The 16651-nt window shown below is 72.9% G+C and carries 14 protein-coding genes; 8 read left to right on the top strand and 6 right to left on the bottom strand.

What is annotated here, in order from left to right; all coding sequences use genetic code 11:
• The first annotated feature begins 134 nt into the window (after positions 1 to 134).
• Positions 135 to 1289, top strand: coding sequence for a glycosyltransferase family 4 protein (locus ACIPWA_RS01840; protein ID WP_400287855.1), 1155 nt, complete (start codon positions 135 to 137; stop codon positions 1287 to 1289).
• A gap of 41 nt (positions 1290 to 1330) precedes the next feature.
• Here the strand turns inward: ACIPWA_RS01840 and ACIPWA_RS01835 are convergent, their stop codons facing one another.
• The 3 genes from ACIPWA_RS01835 to thiE form a co-directional block, all read right to left on the bottom strand.
• The gene (locus ACIPWA_RS01835) at positions 1331 to 2023 is read right to left on the bottom strand and encodes a hypothetical protein (protein ID WP_400287854.1); all 693 of its coding nucleotides are present in this window, start codon (positions 2021 to 2023) and stop codon (positions 1331 to 1333) included.
• A gap of 174 nt (positions 2024 to 2197) precedes the next feature.
• Positions 2198 to 3775: a glutamine-hydrolyzing GMP synthase gene (gene guaA, locus ACIPWA_RS01830; RefSeq protein WP_056653929.1), complete on the bottom strand. Its 1578-nt coding sequence runs from the start codon at positions 3773 to 3775 to the stop codon at positions 2198 to 2200.
• Between the two features lie 73 nt (positions 3776 to 3848).
• A complete protein-coding gene (gene thiE / locus ACIPWA_RS01825) occupies positions 3849 to 4469 on the bottom strand; it encodes a thiamine phosphate synthase (protein WP_400288448.1) in 621 nt (206 codons plus the stop codon).
• 291 nt (positions 4470 to 4760) lie between these two features.
• Between thiE and thiO the strand changes: the two genes are divergently transcribed.
• The 3 genes from thiO to ACIPWA_RS01810 all read left to right on the top strand — a co-directional run bounded on the left by thiO (position 4761) and on the right by ACIPWA_RS01810 (position 7376).
• Entirely contained in the window at positions 4761 to 6068 is a 1308-nt protein-coding gene (gene thiO, locus ACIPWA_RS01820) for a glycine oxidase ThiO (protein ID WP_400287853.1), read from the top strand.
• 83 nt (positions 6069 to 6151) lie between these two features.
• On the top strand, positions 6152 to 6463 hold the full coding sequence (gene thiS / locus ACIPWA_RS01815) for a sulfur carrier protein ThiS (RefSeq protein WP_400287852.1): 312 nt from the start codon (positions 6152 to 6154) through the stop codon (positions 6461 to 6463).
• Positions 6464 to 6539: 76 nt separating this feature from the next.
• Positions 6540 to 7376 (top strand): thiazole synthase, encoded by an 837-nt coding sequence (locus tag ACIPWA_RS01810; RefSeq protein WP_400288445.1) that lies wholly within the window; start codon positions 6540 to 6542, stop codon positions 7374 to 7376.
• Positions 7377 to 7462: 86 nt separating this feature from the next.
• On the opposite strand, the gene moeB is transcribed toward ACIPWA_RS01810, so the two are convergent.
• Together moeB and ACIPWA_RS01800 are read right to left on the bottom strand one after the other, a co-directional pair.
• Entirely contained in the window at positions 7463 to 8866 is a 1404-nt protein-coding gene (gene moeB / locus ACIPWA_RS01805; RefSeq protein WP_400287851.1) for a molybdopterin-synthase adenylyltransferase MoeB, read from the bottom strand.
• A complete protein-coding gene (locus ACIPWA_RS01800) occupies positions 8863 to 9300 on the bottom strand; it encodes a DUF3817 domain-containing protein (protein WP_056653922.1) in 438 nt (145 codons plus the stop codon). Before ACIPWA_RS01800 ends, moeB begins: the two co-directional genes overlap by 4 nt.
• Before the next feature lie 58 nt (positions 9301 to 9358).
• Here ACIPWA_RS01800 and ACIPWA_RS01795 point away from each other — a divergent pair, with 58 nt between their 5' ends.
• From ACIPWA_RS01795 to ACIPWA_RS01780, 4 genes are all read left to right on the top strand, one after another.
• The gene (locus ACIPWA_RS01795) at positions 9359 to 11221 is read left to right on the top strand and encodes an ABC transporter ATP-binding protein (RefSeq protein ID WP_400287850.1); all 1863 of its coding nucleotides are present in this window, start codon (positions 9359 to 9361) and stop codon (positions 11219 to 11221) included.
• Complete coding sequence (locus ACIPWA_RS01790; RefSeq protein ID WP_068624713.1) at positions 11218 to 12951, top strand: ABC transporter ATP-binding protein; 1734 nt, start codon at positions 11218 to 11220, stop codon at positions 12949 to 12951. The genes ACIPWA_RS01795 and ACIPWA_RS01790 overlap by 4 nt, the downstream gene beginning before the upstream one ends.
• A gap of 282 nt (positions 12952 to 13233) precedes the next feature.
• Positions 13234 to 14706 (top strand): NAD(P)-binding protein, encoded by a 1473-nt coding sequence (locus ACIPWA_RS01785; RefSeq protein WP_400287849.1) that lies wholly within the window; start codon positions 13234 to 13236, stop codon positions 14704 to 14706.
• Positions 14707 to 14821: 115 nt separating this feature from the next.
• Complete coding sequence (locus ACIPWA_RS01780) at positions 14822 to 15523, top strand: YceI family protein (RefSeq protein ID WP_400287848.1); 702 nt, start codon at positions 14822 to 14824, stop codon at positions 15521 to 15523.
• On the opposite strand, the gene ACIPWA_RS01775 is transcribed toward ACIPWA_RS01780, so the two are convergent.
• Positions 15504 to 16478, bottom strand: a complete 975-nt coding sequence (locus ACIPWA_RS01775; RefSeq protein WP_400287847.1) for an SURF1 family protein — start codon at positions 16476 to 16478, stop codon at positions 15504 to 15506. The genes ACIPWA_RS01780 and ACIPWA_RS01775 overlap by 20 nt on opposite strands.
• Between the last annotated feature and the right edge of the window lie 173 nt (positions 16479 to 16651).

The raw sequence follows: 16651 nt of genomic DNA, 5'->3' as shown, positions 1-16651 counted from the left end.
ATCCCTCCCCGAGCCGGATCTTTGGTGTCAACGTAGCGACGTTTCGTCGTTTCCGCCGGACGAAAGGTCTGTTCGACGTCGAAACGGCGCACGCACGGGCAGGTCGGACACTCAGTCGATGGGAGAATCCGGGGGTGAGGATCACCCATGTGACGGACTGCTACCTGCCCCTTCTCGGCGGCATCGAGACCCAGGTGAGCCGCCTCGCGGCCCAGCAGGCCGCGGCGGGCCACGTCGTCGAGGTGATCACCACGACGCCCTCGGCGCGCGGCGAGCACGGGGTGAGCACCGAGGTGCACGACGGCGTCACGATCCACCGCGTCGCGGCCCGGATCCCGGGTGGCTATCCCGTGCACCCTCGCGCTGCCCACCACGTGACGCGCCGCCTGCGCGCGTCACGGCCCGACGTCGTGCACCTGCACATGGGCGTCCTGACGCCGTCCGTGCAGGCGTCGCTGAAGCCCGTCGCGCGCCTCGGCCTGCCCGCGGTCCTGACCGTGCACAGCGTGTGGGGCTCGGCCGAACGCTGGTTCGCGGCGCTCGACCGCGTCACGCACTGGTCGCGTCTCCCGATCCTGCTGTCGGCCGTGAGCGAGCTGACCGCGGCCCCGCTGCGACGCATCGCGGGGCCGGGCGTGCCCGTCGAGATCCTGCACAACGGGCTCGACCTCGACGAGTGGGCAGTACCGCGCGTCGAGCGGGGCGCGCGCGGCGAGGGCAAGGCCGTGCACGTCGTCGCCGCGACCCGGTTCGCGCCGCGCAAGCGGGTGCTCCCCCTGCTCGAGTCGATCCGGCAGGCCGTCGAGCGCCTCCCCCAGGACGCGCTCTTCGCGACGATCGCGGGCGAGGGACCCGAGCTCGACGCGGCCCGACGGTTCGTCAAGGAGCACGGGCTCTCGTCGACGGTCAGCCTCCCGGGGCGCCTCGGCGCGCACGAGCTCAAGCGCCTCTACTCGCGCGCCGACGTGTTCCTGGCACCGGCGGTCCAGGAGTCGTTCGGCATCGCGGCGCTCGAGGCGCAGGCGGCGGGGCTCGCCGTGGTGACCCGCAAGGAGTCGGGTGTGGCCGAGCGGCTCACGGACGGCGTCGACGGGCTGCTCGCCGCCGACGACGCCGAGATGACGGACCAGATCGTGCGGCTCGTGACGCAGGACGGCCTGCTCGACCGGATCGTCGCGCACAACCGCGAGGTCCGGCCGTCGAGCGGCTGGCCGAGCGTGCTCGCCGACGTCGAGAAGGCGTACGAGAAGGCGGCGGCGTACCGCGAGGAGAAGGCCGCGCGGGGGTAGAACCGGGGCCGAAAGCTCCCGGCCGCACGGCCGACCGAGGCTCAGTCCTGGGACAGGGTCTCCAGCTCCAGCACGTGTCGACGCTCGAACTCGACGCGGTCTCCGGCGAGCAGGCCGGCGATACCCGCCGGGTCGTTGTCGAGCAGACCCACCATGCGATCGCCCTCGACCTCGGTCACGAGCACCCACATGCGCTCGCCGATCCCCGCGTCGGGGACGAAGACGAGCTTGACGAGACGTCCCGGGACCACCCCCGACGTGTCCCCGGGGACGGGATAGGTCTGCGGGTGCTGCGCGTTCCACTCGACGACGTCGCGGAGCGACCACCGTTCGGGCTCCGGTCGATGGCCTCCGCGGTCGTGCTCCGGAAGGTCTCGCAGCATCCCTTCCTGCTTCCGGTCGAGCGTCCCGTCGCCGAGCATCTGCTCCAGGATTCGAGTGTTGTACGGCCCGAGGAGGGTCCACGGCCCCACCCTGTCGTGACTCGCAGCCCGGATCGCCAGCTGTGCTCGGCGGAGCGGGAGCCTCGCGAGCCCAGGATCGATCGCCAGCACGTCGTGGAAGTGCGCGACCACAGGCTGGGACTCGTCGGACTCGACCGCGGAGAGGTAGGTCCACCCGTCCGGCCACCGGACGACCCGTGTCACGGCGAGGCCGCTCTCCAGGACCTCGACGCTCGAGACCACGAGATCGTCAGGAGCGGGGACCTGAGGCCGCCGGGACCGACCGAACATCAGGGCTCTCCGACGAAGCGCTGACGAGTCGCGTGCGGTTCCATGACGGGCAAGGTACCGCACGAACGTACCGGGTGGGTGGAGGGTCACCTCGGTCGCAGGCCTTCGGGGACGCCGAAGGGCCGGCCCCGCAGATTCCTCTGCGCGGCCGGCCCTTCGCGGCTCAGCGGGAGGTCACTCCCACTCGATGGTGCCCGGCGGCTTGCTCGTCACGTCGAGCACGACGCGGTTGACGTCCTTGACCTCGTTCGTGATGCGCGTCGAGATGATCGCGAGGACGTCGTACGGCAGGCGCGTCCAGTCCGCGGTCATGGCGTCCTCCGAGGAGACGGGGCGCAGCACGATCGGGTGACCGTAGGTGCGGCCGTCGCCCTGGACGCCGACCGAGCGGACGTCGGCCAGGAGCACCACGGGGCACTGCCAGATCTCGTCGTCCAGGCCGGCCTTCGTGAGCTCCTCGCGCGCGATCGCGTCCGCTGCGCGCAGGATCTCCAGGCGCTCGGCCGTGACCTCGCCGACGATGCGGATGCCGAGCCCGGGGCCGGGGAACGGCTGACGGGCCACGATGACCTCGGGCACGCCGAGCTCGCGGCCCACGGCGCGCACCTCGTCCTTGAACAGGGCCCGCAACGGCTCGACGAGCGAGAACTGCAGGTCGTCGGGCAGGCCGCCCACGTTGTGGTGGCTCTTGATGTTGGCCGTGCCCTCGCCGCCGCCGGACTCGACGACGTCCGGGTACAGGGTGCCCTGGACGAGGAACTTGACCTCACCACCGTGATCGCCCGCGTCCGCGACGATGTCGCGCGCCGCCTGCTCGAACGCGCGGATGAACTCGCGGCCGATGATCTTGCGCTTGGTCTCGGGGTCCGAGTGGCCCGCGAGCGCGGCGAGGAAGCGCTGCTTCTCGTCCATGACGACGAGCTTGACGCCCGTGGCCGCGACGAAGTCGCGCTCGACCTGCTCGACCTCGCCCGCGCGCAGCAGGCCGTGGTCGACGAACACGCACGTGAGCTGGTCGCCCACGGCCTGCTGGACGAGTGCCGCGGCGACCGAGGAGTCGACGCCTCCGGACAGGCCGCAGATGACGCGCGCGTCGCCGACCTGCTCGCGGATGAGCGCGATCTGGTCGGCGATGACGTTGCCCGGGGTCCAGTCGCCGGCGAGGCCCGCGCCCTGGTACAGGAAGTTCTCGAGAGCCTTCTGGCCCAGCGGGGAGTGCTTGACCTCGGGGTGCCACTGCACGCCGTAGAGGCGGCGCCCGGTGTCCTCGAACGCTGCGACCGGGGAGCCGGCCGAGGTCGCGAGGACCTCGAAGCCCTCGGGGGCCGCGTGGACGGCGTCGCCGTGGCTCATCCAGGCGGTCTGCTGGTCGGGCGAGCCCGCGAGCAGCGCACCGGCCTGGCAGACCTCGACGGCCGTGCCGCCGTACTCGCTGAGGCCGGTCTGCGCGACCGTGCCACCGAGCGCCTTGGCCATGGCCTGGAAGCCGTAGCAGATGCCCAGGACGGGCACGCCGGCGTCGAACAGCGCGGGGTCCACGAAGGGCGCACCCTGCGCGTACACGGACGAGGGACCACCGGACAGGATGATCGCTGCCGGGTTCTTGGCGAGCATCTGCTCGACGGTGAAGGTGTGGGGGACGATCTCCGAGTACACCTTGGCCTCACGCACGCGACGCGCGATCAGCTGGGCGTACTGTGCGCCGAAGTCGACGACCAATACGGGCCGGGGGGCTGAGGGGGTGGGTGTCACCAGCCCAGGATAGTTGGCTCGGCGCCGATCCCCGGCATCGGTCCACGACGTGCGACGGGGATCACTGCGCGCGTCAGGCGGGCAGCCGTCCGCGCAGCTCGCGAGCGGCCCGCTCGGGGTCGGCCGCGCCCGTGATCGCACGCACCACGACGATGCGCTCGGCCCCCGCGTCGAGCACCTCGTCGAGCCGCGCGGCGTCGACACCGCCGATCGCGAACCACGGCGTGGTCGGCGCCGTCGCGGCGACCTGTCGCAGCAGGTCGAGCCCGACGGCGTCGCGCCCCGGCTTGGTCGGCGTCGCCCAGAGCGGTCCCACGCAGAAGTAGTCGACCTCGGGATCCGCCTCGGCGGCCGTGGCCTGGGCGAGCGAGTGCGTCGAGCGGCCCAGCAGCGGGCTCTCGCCCAGGAGCGACCGGACCGCGGGCACGGGCAGGTCGCCCTGACCCATGTGCACCACCGGGGCTCCCGTCAGGAGGGCGACGTCGGCCCGGTCGTTGACCGCCCACAGCGCCCCGTGCTCGGTCGCGACGCGCGCGACGACCTCCTGCAGCTCGACCTCGCGCGCGACGTCGAGCCCCTTGTCGCGGAGCTGGACCACGTCGACCCCGCCCGCGAGCGCCGCGTGCAGGAAGTCCTCGAGGTCGCCGCGCTCCTCGCGGGCGTCGGTGCACAGGTACAGCCGGGCCGCCCGCAGGCGCTCGACGGCCGCCTGGCGGGCCCGCCCGGCAGGAGCCGTGGGGCTGGTGCGCTGGGGCGAGGTGTGCTGTCGGGGCTCGGCGTCGCCGGTCGGAGCAGTGGTCACGGCGCCCAGGATAGGCGCGGCCCGTCCGGGACACGGTCGCGGCGCAGCCCGTGGGCACGCCCCGAGCGTGGCCGGCGTGCGTTGTAGGGTGGCCGCGAAGCACGGGAGCCCCGCACGGGGCTGAGAGGGCGAGAGCCGACCGTCGAACCTGATCTGGGTCATGCCAGCGAAGGGAGCGAGCGCATGTGCGCAGCCCTGTCCACCGACCGCCCCGCCCTGCCCGCGCGTCCGCCCGGGCGCGAGGGGAGCCCGGGGGGCGCGGCGCCGTCGGGCCTCGTGGGGCGTGCCGCGCCCGGCGACCGGACGATCACCACGCCCGACGGCGCCACGGACGTCCTCGTCGTGGGCGGCGGCATCGTGGGGCTCACCGCGGCCTGGCGGGCCTCTCGCGCGGGTCGGCGCGTCACCGTCCTGGACCCGGCGCCCGGAGACGGCGCGACGCACGCCGCGGCCGGGATGCTCGCGCCCGTGACCGAGGCCGACTTCGGCGAGGAGACCGCACTGCGCCTGGGCGCCGACTCGGCAGCACGGTGGCCTGCGTTCGCGGCCGAGCTCGAGGCGGACGCGGGGCTCGACGTCGGGCTGCGCCCCACCGGCACGCTCACGCTGGCCTACGACGGCGACGACCTCGCGCTCGGGCGCCGCGTGCGCGCGCTCCAGGAGGCCTGGGGGCTCGACTCGACCGAGATCTCGGTCGCGGCGGCGCGCGAGCGCGAACCGCTCGTCGGGCCGCGCGTGGCCGGTGCGTTCTGGGCACCGGGCGACCATCAGGTCGATCCCCGCGCGGTGCACCGCGCGCTGACCGCGGCCCTCGCGCGGGACCCGCGCGCCGCCGTCGTGCGCCGCCGGGCGGTCCGGCTGCTGCGCGCGTCCGGACCCGGCTCTCCCGTGACCGGGGCGCTCGACGACACGGGCGTCGAGCACCGCGCGGGGACCGTGGTCCTCGCGGCGGGTGCGAACTCGGGGGACCTGCTCGCGGACGTCCCCGAGGTGTGCGCCCCGACCCGTCCGGTGAAGGGGCAGACGCTGCGGCTCGACGCCCCCTCGTGGTTCACGCTCGACCACGTGGTGCGCGGGATCGTGCAAGGGCGTCCGGTGTACGTCGTACCGCGTACGCCCGGGCCCGACGGGCACCGCGAGGTCGTCGTCGGCGCGACGAGCGAGGAGCACCCCGACGACCGGCGCGCGACCGCGGGCGGCGTCTTCGCGCTCCTGCGCGACGCGCGCGCCCTGCTGCCCGGGCTCGACGAGCTGGCCCTCGTCGAGGTCACCCCGCGCGTGCGCCCGGGCACGCCCGACAACCTGCCGTTCCTGGGGCCCACCACCGTCCCCGGCCTGGTCCTCGCCACGGGCCACTACCGCAACGGCGTGCTGCTCGCCCCCGTGACGGGAGCAGCGATCGACGCGGTCCTGACCGGCCAGCCGCTGCCGCCCGCGGTCGCGGCGATCGACCCCCTGCGCTTCTCGCCCACCCCTACCCCCGCGAGATAGAGGGCTCGCGTCGAGGTAGCGGGGTGGGGCCCTCTACCCCGACGGCAGACCTCTACCTCGGCTCCCACCTCCCGGAGGACCACATGACCCACCCGACTCCCTCGTCCACGACGACCGGCGCGCGGCCGACGAACCCTCCCGCGGGCACCACCGTGCACCCGCGCTCGACCGCGAGCCCCCTCGTCAACGGCGAGCCCTACCCGCTCACCGCCCCCACGACCGTCGCAGCGCTGGTCGCCGCGCTCCTGCCCGAGCTCGTCGGGGACACCGGGGACGTCCCCCGCGGCGTCGCGGTCGCGATCGACGACGCCGTGCTCCCCCGCAGCACGTGGTCGTCCACGACCCTGCGCGACGGCGACCGCGTCGAGGTCGTCACGGCGGTGCAGGGTGGTTGACACCAGGCAGGACACGGACCGCGCACCCGACGACTCCCTGGTCGTCGCGGGCGTCCCCCTCGGCTCCCGCCTGGTCATGGGCACGGGCGGCGCGGCCAACCTGCTGACGCTCGAGGACGCCCTCGTGGCGTCCGGGACCGCGCTCACGACCGTCGCGATGCGCCGCGTCGCGCGGGTGCGTCCGTCGGGTGGCGCGGGCGGCGACGGGGGTGCGGGCGAGACCGGCATCTGGGGCCTGCTCGACCGCCTCGGCATCCGCGCCCTGCCCAATACCGCGGGCTGCTTCTCGGCCAAGGAGGCAGTCCTCACGGCCCACCTCGCGCGCGAGGCCTGCGGCACGGACTGGGTCAAGCTCGAGGTGATCGCCGACGACGTGACGCTCCTGCCCGACCCGATCGGGCTCGTCCAGGCCGCCGAGACCCTGGTCCGCGACGGCTTCACGGTGCTGCCGTACACCAACGACGACCCCATCCTCGCGCGCCGCCTCGAGGACGTGGGGTGCGCGGCCGTCATGCCGCTCGGTGCGCCCATCGGGTCGGGGCTCGGCATCCTCAACCCGCGCAACATCGCGGCCATCGCGTCGGCCGCCCGGGTGCCCGTGATCCTGGACGCGGGGATCGGGACCGCGTCCGAGGCCGCGCACGCCCTCGAGCTCGGGTGCGACGGGGTTCTCCTGGCGACCGCGGTCACCCGCGCCGCCGACCCCGTGCGGATGGCCACGGCCATGCGGCTCGCGGTCGAGGCCGGGCGTCTCGCCGCGCTCGCGGGCCGCATCCCGCGACGCGAGCAGGCGCTCGCGAGCTCACCGGTCGACGGGATGGTGGGCCGGACCGGGTCGGGCGGCGCCGGGCCGGCGGCCGGTCTCACGGGGGCCGGGGTGCTGGGCGGCGGGAACCTCGACCTGGCGCTGTGACCGGTTCACCGAGGTAGAGGCTTCTCGTCGAGGTAGAGGCTTCTGGCCCTCTACCTCGACGGCAGGCCTCTACCTCGGCGGAGCGGTCAGTACGTCGGGCGCCCCGGCTCGACGTCCCGCACCCACGCCAGGACCCCGCCCTCGACGTTGCGCGCGTCCACGCCCACCGCTCGTGCGAGCCCCGCGACCCGGTCCGACCGGCCCCCGACCTTGCACAGCACCGCGACCGTCCGGTCCCGGGGAAGGTCCGCGAGCGCAGCCCGCGCGTCCGGCCCGGCGTAGACCCCGCTCGGCACGACGCGGGCGCCGTCGATCCCGACGATCTGCGTCTCCCAGTCCTCGCGCACGTCGAGCAGCAGCAGGTCGTCGTCGGGGTCGGCGAGGCGGGCGGCGAGCTCGCGGGGGGTCAGGCTCGTCGGCGCCGGGCCGGCTCCGGCCGGAGCGCCGACGGCGCCCGACGACGCCACGCCCGGCCCGCGGACCGGCGCACCGAGGACCGTGCCCGCCCCGGGCAGCCCGCGCACGCCCGACTCCCCCGGGACCCCGGCGAGGTCGACCGCGAGGCGCCCCTCCGCCGTCGGGCCGGAGAGACTCTCGAAGAGGCCCCCCGCGACCGCAGGACGCGCCGCGCCGGCGCCCGCGGGAACCGGCGCCAGCCCGCAGAACGCCTCATAGGCCTGGTCCCCGGACAGCAGGCCCGTGACCGGCTCGCGCTGCGGGTCGGCACGGACCGTGAGGTGGCGCCACGTGAGCTCGAGCGAGTCGTAGACCGCGAGGCGTCCCAGGAGCGTACGACCCGCGCCCGTGACGAGCTTGACGGCCTCGGTCGCCATGACCGAGCCGATCGTCCCGCACATGGCGCCGAGCACACCGCCCGTGGCGCAGTCGGGGACCGTGCCGGGGGGCGGCGGCTCGGGGAACACGTCGCGGTAGACCACGCCCTCGCCCCCGGGGGGCGTCGCCCAGAAGACGCTCACCTGGCCCTGGAACCGGAAGATCGATCCCCACACGCACGGGATGCCCGCGATCTCCGCGGCGTCCCCCACGAGGTAGCGGGTCGCGAAGTTGTCGGTCCCGTCGAGGACCAGGTCGTAGCCGGCCAGGACGTCCAGGACGTTGCCCGCGTCGAGGCGCTGCTCGTGCAGGCGGACGGTCACGTGGGGGTTGACCTCGGCGATCGCGGCCCGCGCGGAGGCGACCTTGGGCCGTCCCACGTCCGAGCCGCCGTGGATCACCTGGCGCTGGAGGTTGGAGACCTCGACGCGGTCGTCGTCGACGATCCCGATCGTGCCGACCCCCGCCGCCGCGAGGTAGAGCAGCGCGGGGCTGCCCAGCCCGCCCGCGCCCACGACCAGGACGCGCGCGGCGCGCAGCCGCTGCTGGCCCTCGATCCCGATGCCCGGCAGCGCGAGGTGCCGCGAGTACCGGGCGAGCTCCTCAGGGCTGAGCGGCTCGGTCGAGGGCGCGACCAGCGGCGGCAGCGAGGTCATCGTGCGTACTGCTCCACGAGCGCGTCGAGCTTGGCCTCGGCCTCGCGGTGGACCTTCTTCTCCAGGACGAAGGACATGACCGGCACGACACCGGCGAACACCATGCTGGTCAGGCGGCCCCAGCTCCAGCGCATCTTGGACCACAGGTCGAGGACCGTGACGAGGTAGACCACGTAGATCCACCCGTGCGCGAACGGGATCCAGCCGACGAAGCGCATCACGCCGTCGACGTCGACGAACGCGCCCACGCCGTACTTGACGATCATCTCGACGCACAGGATCAGGAGCATCACACCGGTGATGAGAGCCATCACGCGGTAGCGCGCGAGCGCGCCGCGGGCCTTGCGGACCGCGGTGTCGACGACCTCCTGCGTGGGGGCCTGCGCCACGGCGTCGGAGGTCTGCTGCGTGCCGGCGGGGTCGGGCGTGGTCATGGGAAGGTTTCCTTACGCTGTGCGAAAATCCGTGGCTCGGTGTCGGTGGCCACACCTAATGTTAGTGACCGTGCGACCCCTCCCCCTCCCCGACCCGGGCACCCCTCCGCTCACCGGCCCTGGCGCCCTCCTCTGGTGGCTCGCCCGCCGCCAGTGGGGCATCCTCACGATCGCCGTCCTGCTCGGCATGGTCACGTTCGGGTGCCAGGCCGTCATGCCCTACGTGCTCGGCCGAGCCCTCGACGAAGGACTGAGCGAGGGCTTCGGCGCGGTCCTGCTGGGCTGGGCCGCGGTCATGCTCGGGATCGGCGTGGTCCAGGTGGCCGCCGCCGCGGTGGGGCACCGCTTCGACATCGAGAACTGGCTGCGCTCGGCCTTCACCACGTCGCAGCTCGTCGGGGACACCGTGGCCCGTTCGGGGCACACCATCACCGACGAGCTCCCCACGGGAGAGGTCGTCTCGGCCGTCGCGTCGGACGCCCTGCGCGTGGGCGAGGTCTACGCGATCGCGGCGCGGTTCGCGGGCTCGCTCATGGCGTACGCGGTCGTCGCGGGCATCATGCTGAGCACCTCGTTCCAGCTGGGGCTCGTCGTCGTCCTGGGCCTGCCGGTCGTCGCGGGCATCCTCGCGTTCCTCGTCAAGCCGCTCCAGCAGCGCCAGGCCGCCCAGCGCGAGGCCTCGGGCCGGCTCACGACGCTCGGCGCGGACACCGTCTCGGGCCTGCGGATCCTGCGCGGCATCGGCGGCGAGAAGGTCTTCACGGACCGGTACCGGACCCAGTCGCAGGACGTGCGCCGCACGGGCGTGCGCGTCGCGACGACGCAGTCCTACCTCGACGCGCTCCAGGTCCTGCTGCCCGGGCTGTTCGTGGCCCTGGTCCTGTACCTGGGCGCGCACGCCGCGGTGCGCGGTGAGATCAGCCCGGGGCAGCTCGTGGCGTTCTACGGCTACGCGGCGTTCCTGTCGTGGCCCTTGCAGATCGCGACCCAGACGCTCCAGGCCACGACGCGCGCGCACGTCGCCGCGAAGAAGCTCATCAAGGTCCTCTCGGTCGTCCCCGCGACGGGCGCGACGCCCGGCACGGCCACGACGCCGCCCGTGGGCTCGGTGCTGGTCGACGACGCGAGCGGCGTCGAGCTCGCACCCGGCCGGGTCGTCGCGCTCGTGAGCGTGGACCCGGACGAGTCGGCGCGCATCGCCACGCGCATGGGCCGGTTCGACGACGTCGCGGAGGCGGGCACGCCCGTGCACCTGGGCGGGGTCCGGCTCGCGGACCTCGACAAGGACGTGGTGCGCGAGCGCATCGTCGTCGCCGAGGCCACGCCGCACCTGTTCTCGGGCGTGCTCGGCGAGGAGCTCGACGTGCGCGGGGGGAACCTCGAGGCCGAGCTGATGCGCGCCATCATGATCGCCGACGCGCACGACGTCCTGGACTCGGTCCCGGACGGCCTCGCGGGCGACCTCCCGGAGAAGGGCCGGTCCCTGTCCGGCGGCCAGCGTCAGCGCGTGGCGCTGGCCCGCGCGATCCTCACCGACCCGGAGATCCTGATCCTCATCGAGCCTACGAGCGCGGTCGACGCCCACACCGAGGCCCGCATCGCCGAGCGCCTCGCCGAGGTCCGGCGCGGTCGCACCACGCTCGTCGTGACCGCGAGCCCGCTCGTGCTCGACCACGTGGACGACGTCCTGTTCGTCGAGGACGGCCGCGTCGTGACCCACGGGACGCACCGCGAGCTCCTGCACCGCCCGCGCGGCGCGCACCAGGGTGAGCAGGCCGCGCGCTACCGCGCCGTCGTCGGGCGCTCGATGGACGAGCCCGCGGCCACGCCGCCCGGCGAGGTCACCGAGGACGCGCACGGGACCGACCACCTGACCTCGAGCTCCCCCGAGCTCTCCGACGCCTCGAAGGGCGTGTCATGAAGCTGCCCATCGCCGACGGCCCCACCGTCCGCAAGCACACCGCCTACCTGGTCCGCGAGCACCGCGGGACGCTGATCGGGCTCGCGGTCCTGCACACCGTCGCGGCGGTCGCCGGGCTCGCGGGCCCGTGGATCCTGGGCCGGCTCGTCGACGCGGTCACCCAGGGCACCACGGCCACCTACGTGAACCAGGTCATCGCGATCGGCGTGGTCGCGGTCATCGTCCAGGCCGTGCTGATCCGCTACGCCCAGAAGGCCTCGATGATCTTCGGTGAGGCCGTCTTCGCCGAGCTCCGCGAGGACTTCCTCGAGACCGTCACGACCCTGCCGCTGTCGACCGTCGAGCGCGCGGGCACGGGCGACCTCGTCGCGCGCACCACGAACGACGTCAACCGCATCCAGCACGCCGTCCGGTTCGGCGTCCCGCGCCTGATCGTCGCGGTCGTGACCATCCTGCTCACGGTCGTCGCGAGCCTGCTCACGTCGCCGCTCGTCGCGGTCTCGCTGTTCGTCGGCGTGCCGCTGATGGTCGTCGTCTCCCGCTGGTACCTGCGCCGGGCCTCGCCCGGGTACCAGCGCGAGTCGGCCGCGTACGCGGCACTCAACGGCACCATCACCGAGTCGGTCGAGGGCGCCCGGACGGTCGACGCCCTGCGGCTGGGCGCACGCCGTCGGGCACGGGTCCAGGCGGACCTGCGCGAGGCCTTCGCCGCCGAGAGGTACACGCTGAACCTGCGGACCGTGCTGTTCCCCGCGGTCGACTTCACGTTCGTCCTCGCGCCCGTCGCGGTCATCGTGTGGGGCGGCTACATGATCTCCACGGGGCACGCGACTCTCGGCGCCGTGACGACCATCGCGATGTACGCGTTCCAGCTCGCGGGGCCCGTGTGGGAGCTCATCTTCTGGCTCGACGAGATCCAGGTCGCGGCGACCTCGCTCGCCCGCATCGTGGGCGTCAAGCTCGTCGACAGCGACCGCGAGGCCGGGGACCGGGTCCCCACCGACGAGCACGTCGTGGCGCGAGACGTCGAGTACGCGTACCGCGCGGGGCACAACGTGCTGCACGGGATCGACCTGGACCTTCGCGTCGGTGAGCGCCTGGCCGTGGTCGGCCCCTCGGGCGCGGGCAAGTCGACCCTGGGTCGCATGCTCGCGGGCATCCACCCACCCACGGGTGGATCGGTGCAGGTGGGCGGTGTCGACCTGGTCGACCTGCCGCTCGACGACCTGCGCCGCCACGTCGCCCTGGTCACCCAGGAGCACCACGTGTTCGTGGGCTCGCTCGCGGACAACCTCCGCCTGGCCGACGAGGGTGCGGACGACGAGCAGCTGCTCGCCGCGCTGGCCGCGGTCGACGCCCGCGGCTGGGTCGAGTCCCTCCCCGAGGGCCTCGCGACCGAGGTCGGCTCGGGCGGCCACGTCCTGACCCCGGCGCAGGCCCAGCAGGTCGCGCTCGCCCGGCTCGTGCTGCTCGACCCGCACACGCTGATCCTCGACGAGGCGACCTCGCTGCTCGACCCGCGGGCGGCCCGGCACCTCGAGCGCTCGCTCAACGCGGTGCTCGAGGGGCGTACGGTCGTGGCGATCGCGCACCGCCTGCACACCGCGCACGACGCCGATCGGGTCGCGGTCGTCGACGGGGGCCGCATCACCGAGATCGGGCCGCACGAGGAGCTCGTCGCCGCAGGGGGCGACTACGCGCGCCTCTGGCACTCCTGGCAGCAGGAGTAGCCGCGCGAGCGCGCTGAGTCGCCTCCCACCGCGACGGCAGCTCGCGGGGCGGACGAGCAACTCACGGGGCCTCAGGCTGATCCCCTTTGTGCTGCGCGCTCAACCCTGCACGCCGGCGTGCCGGAAATGGTCCATTTCATCAGCGACCCGAACACCTGGGCCCGCCATGACGGACAGCATTCTGCGGCCTGTCGAAAGACCGTCGCCGTCATGACCTGACCGGAATGCTTTCTCGCGCCAAGGACCCAGCCCGGTGATACCGTGAGCGCGGAGGTGGGGTCAATGGAACTGGTCTATCAGACCGGCGGAAACCACGTCGTCGTCAATCCGGCGCTTCTCGTGATCGCCTGCGATCCGCGCGAGCTCGAGCCGGTCATGGACTACACGCGCCAAGAGCGAGCGCTGCTGAATTCGCTCCGCAGCTTCACCTTCTACACGACCTGTCTGCGCGTCTCTCCGCGCAGGGCGCAAGATCGGGTCGTCATCCTCGCTCCCGACATCGTCGAGTCCCAGACCGGCCTGGTGCAGGGGTATCGCAACGAGACAGCAAAAAAGTGGGGCCTTCCTGCCGCGAACCGCGCCGCGACCAACGTCGTCACGATATATCAGATGGTAGGGATCAACGGCGACTCCAGTCCCGGCACCCTCGCCGCCCAGCGAAAGGCATTCCTGGACGACCCGCCTTCCTGGTGGCCGTTCCGGCCCGGCCAGTACGAGATCGTGCAGGTCGACGAGAATCAGAACGGCGAGATCCACCCCGCCGTGAATCCGTTGCAGACGCCATACTTCAACCAGTTCTTCTCCGGCGCGCTCGAGGCCGGAGCTCCGTGGCGATGGCTCGACCTGCAGGGCGCGAACGACACGGTGTACGTCCACGCGTCGACGTGCTTCGAGTCCGTCCTGCACTGCTGGTCGTATCTGAACCTCCTGCTCGACGCGAAGCCCGCACTGCTGTCGGTAGCCAAGGACAGTGCCATCGTCGTCATCGGTGCGGGAGTGAGCGGACTGCTCTTCGCGCAGCGCTTCATCGACGCGGGTTTCACCAACATCACCCTGCTGGAGAAGACGAATCGATTTGCCGGCAAGACGCATTCGTTGCAGGTGCCGGACCAGGGCGGTACGTCGATCGCCGAGCTCGGCACGTGCTACCTGTCGCCGGCATACGACGAGATGGTGCAGGCGCTCTCCGAGTTCACCGTCGGCAACGCGCGCGTGGCCGTCGCGCACGGGTCCGAACGAGGCATTGTCGTCGGCACGCCGCCGAACGAGACGGTCATGGCTTTCAGCGACTACGGACTCATGGTCGCCTGTCAATATCTTGGTTTCGGGTGGCCGTGCAGCAAGGTGGAACAGGACCTTGCCTACGCCGAGCTCGCGGCGGCCGCCGCGATCTACGTCGCTCTGCGCTTCGAGATCTTCGGCAGCTTCGACGGCGTCATGCCGATCTCGAAGCCCGTCGGCGACCCGCACGGCGTCTTCTCGAAGAGCTTCGCGCAGTATCTCGACGACAACAAGATGGGCGCATTGAAGGGCTATCTGATGTACGCCTATCAGGTGCAGGGTTATGGCGATCTCGACAAGATCCCCGCGTACTACGGCCTCGTGTGGGTCATGCCGGACATGGCGCTGCCCGACGGCGAGGCGAGCGGCGTCACGGCCTGGCAGAAGGGCTGGGAGGACGTCTGGGACCAGATGGTCAAGAAGCGCGCCATGAACATCAAGCTGAACACGACCGTGGTCAGCATCCGCCGCTGACTGCACGGCACGGCACGCACCCAGGTTCACAGCGCTCGCGACGTCCTGCTCCCAGGCAATCCCCAGGTAACCCGACAAGGCTTAGTTGATCGTTCAACTAGGGAGTAGGGCTGCCATGAAGAAGACCGTCGCGCTGACCATCGGGATCGTGCTGCTCTGCGGCGCCCTGCTCCTGGGCGGGACCTGGGTCTACGCCCGCTCACAGGCCGGGACCGAGGCCGCCCCGCTCGCCCTGACGTCGGTCGCGCCCAGCGCGTCGTCGGACTCCGCGGACGACTCCGGAGGCACCGCGGGCCCCGTCGCCGACGGCACCTACGCCGTCGACACCGGGTCGCAGGCCGGCTACCGCGTCGACGAGGTCCTCTCGGGACAGGACGTGACCGTGGTCGGTCGCACGAGCGACGTGCGCGGCGGGGCGACGATCGAGGCCGGCACGCTCACGGCGGCCAGCATCGAGGTCGACATGACGACCATCGAGACCGACGACTCGGGCCGCGACCGACAGTTCCTCGGGATCCTCGACACCTCGGCGCACCCGACCGCGACGTTCGTCCTCACCTCGCCCGTCGACCTGTCGGGCCTGTCGAGCGGCACCGCGACCGTCCAGGCGACCGGGACGCTCACGATCAAGGGCGTCTCGCACGAGGTCACCGTGACCCTCGACGCCCAGACCGTGGGCGGCGGGGCGCAGGTCAGCGGGTCCATCCCCGTGACGTTCTCCGACTACGACGTGAGCGCGCCGAACCTCGGCTTCGTCACGGTCGAGGACGCCGGGACCGTCGAGCTGCTGCTCGAGCTCACGCCCTCTGGTTCCTGACGGGGCCGTCCGGGGCCTCGCCGGCCGCCTCGCCTGCCGTCTCCCCCGGCCCCTCGCCTGTCCCCCGCGGCGCGGCCGGCAGGTCGGGCAGCCCCGCGATCCCGCTCGAGACGCCGTCGCCGCGCTTGCGACCACCGGCCGCCTCGTCGCGAACCAGGCGGACCCACAGCAGGACCGCGAACGCCCCGAAGATCCACCACTGGAGCGCGTAGAACGCGTTCTGGACGTTGACGCCCGTGCCGCCCTCGATCGTGGGCCGGGGCAGCACCTGCGGGCCGCCCGCGGACGCCGCGAGCTGGGACGGGTCGGAGTCGATCAGGACGAGGTAGCCGCCGTAGATGGGGTTGCCCCACACGTTCGCGAGCGCCGCGGACGAGATCGAGTCGGTCTGCCCCTCGGGCAGCCCTCCGATCCCGTCGGCCTCGGAGGCCTGGAGGTACGCGGTGACGCGCACCTGGCCGGAGGGTACGGCGAGGGCCACGTCGTCCTCAGCGTCCGCCGTCGGGACCCAGCCGCGGACGACCGGGACGACGGGCGGGCCGGACAGGTCGGCCCAGGACTCGCCGCCCGTCCCGTCGTCGGACACGCGCAGGGGCGTCAGGACGAGGAAGCCCGTCTCGCCGTCGAGCGCGCGGCCCGCGACCAGGAGCTGCCCCTCGGCCTCGTACTCGCCCTCGACCCAGACCTTGCGCCCCACGAGCTCGCCCGGGAACGTCGACTGCGGGCGGAGGAGCTCACCGAGCCCGTCCGGCCCCTGAGCCTCCGCCTCGGCCTCGGCCTCGGCGAGGGCGTGCTGCTCGGCGAGCTCGGCACGCTCGTAGGCGCGGTCGAGCTGCCACATCCCGAGCCGTCCGCACACACCCGCCGCGAGGAGGAAGAGCAGCAGGAAGCCGATCATGCGGGGGCTGCGGGCGACGGCCCAGAAGCCTGGGCGAGGGGAGGCCTGGTCGGACACGCCCCCACGGTAACCGGGCGCGAGTTGCCCCGGAGAATCCGTGCGGGGAGACGTGACCCACACCACTGCCGGCCGCGTCGACGACCCGATCGGGACTTCCTGACCAGCCGGTCGGGGACCTTCGTCCTTTTCTGCCGTTTCGGGCGCACCTCACACTCCGTGGGACCACCGAA

The sequence above is a fragment of the Oerskovia enterophila genome (genome assembly GCF_044748475.1).
Classification (GTDB): domain Bacteria; phylum Actinomycetota; class Actinomycetes; order Actinomycetales; family Cellulomonadaceae; genus Oerskovia; species Oerskovia enterophila.
This window is presented reverse-complemented; position numbering and strand designations above follow the sequence as displayed.

Bases quoted from the DNA above. Each gene is read 5' to 3' on its own strand.
- ACIPWA_RS01835 (WP_400287854.1), bottom strand. From the start codon at position 2,023: ATGTTCGGTCGGTCCCGGCGGCCTCAGGTCCCCGCTCCTGACGATCTC.
- thiO (WP_400287853.1), top strand. From the start codon at position 4,761: ATGTGCGCAGCCCTGTCCACCGACCGCCCCGCCCTGCCCGCGCGTCCG.
- thiS (WP_400287852.1), top strand. From the start codon at position 6,152: ATGACCCACCCGACTCCCTCGTCCACGACGACCGGCGCGCGGCCGACG.
- ACIPWA_RS01810 (WP_400288445.1), top strand. From the start codon at position 6,540: ATGGGCACGGGCGGCGCGGCCAACCTGCTGACGCTCGAGGACGCCCTC.
- moeB (WP_400287851.1), bottom strand. From the start codon at position 8,866: ATGACCTCGCTGCCGCCGCTGGTCGCGCCCTCGACCGAGCCGCTCAGC.
- ACIPWA_RS01800 (WP_056653922.1), bottom strand. From the start codon at position 9,300: ATGACCACGCCCGACCCCGCCGGCACGCAGCAGACCTCCGACGCCGTG.
- ACIPWA_RS01795 (WP_400287850.1), top strand. From the start codon at position 9,359: ATGTTAGTGACCGTGCGACCCCTCCCCCTCCCCGACCCGGGCACCCCT.
- ACIPWA_RS01790 (WP_068624713.1), top strand. From the start codon at position 11,218: ATGAAGCTGCCCATCGCCGACGGCCCCACCGTCCGCAAGCACACCGCC.
- ACIPWA_RS01785 (WP_400287849.1), top strand. From the start codon at position 13,234: ATGGAACTGGTCTATCAGACCGGCGGAAACCACGTCGTCGTCAATCCG.
- ACIPWA_RS01780 (WP_400287848.1), top strand. From the start codon at position 14,822: ATGAAGAAGACCGTCGCGCTGACCATCGGGATCGTGCTGCTCTGCGGC.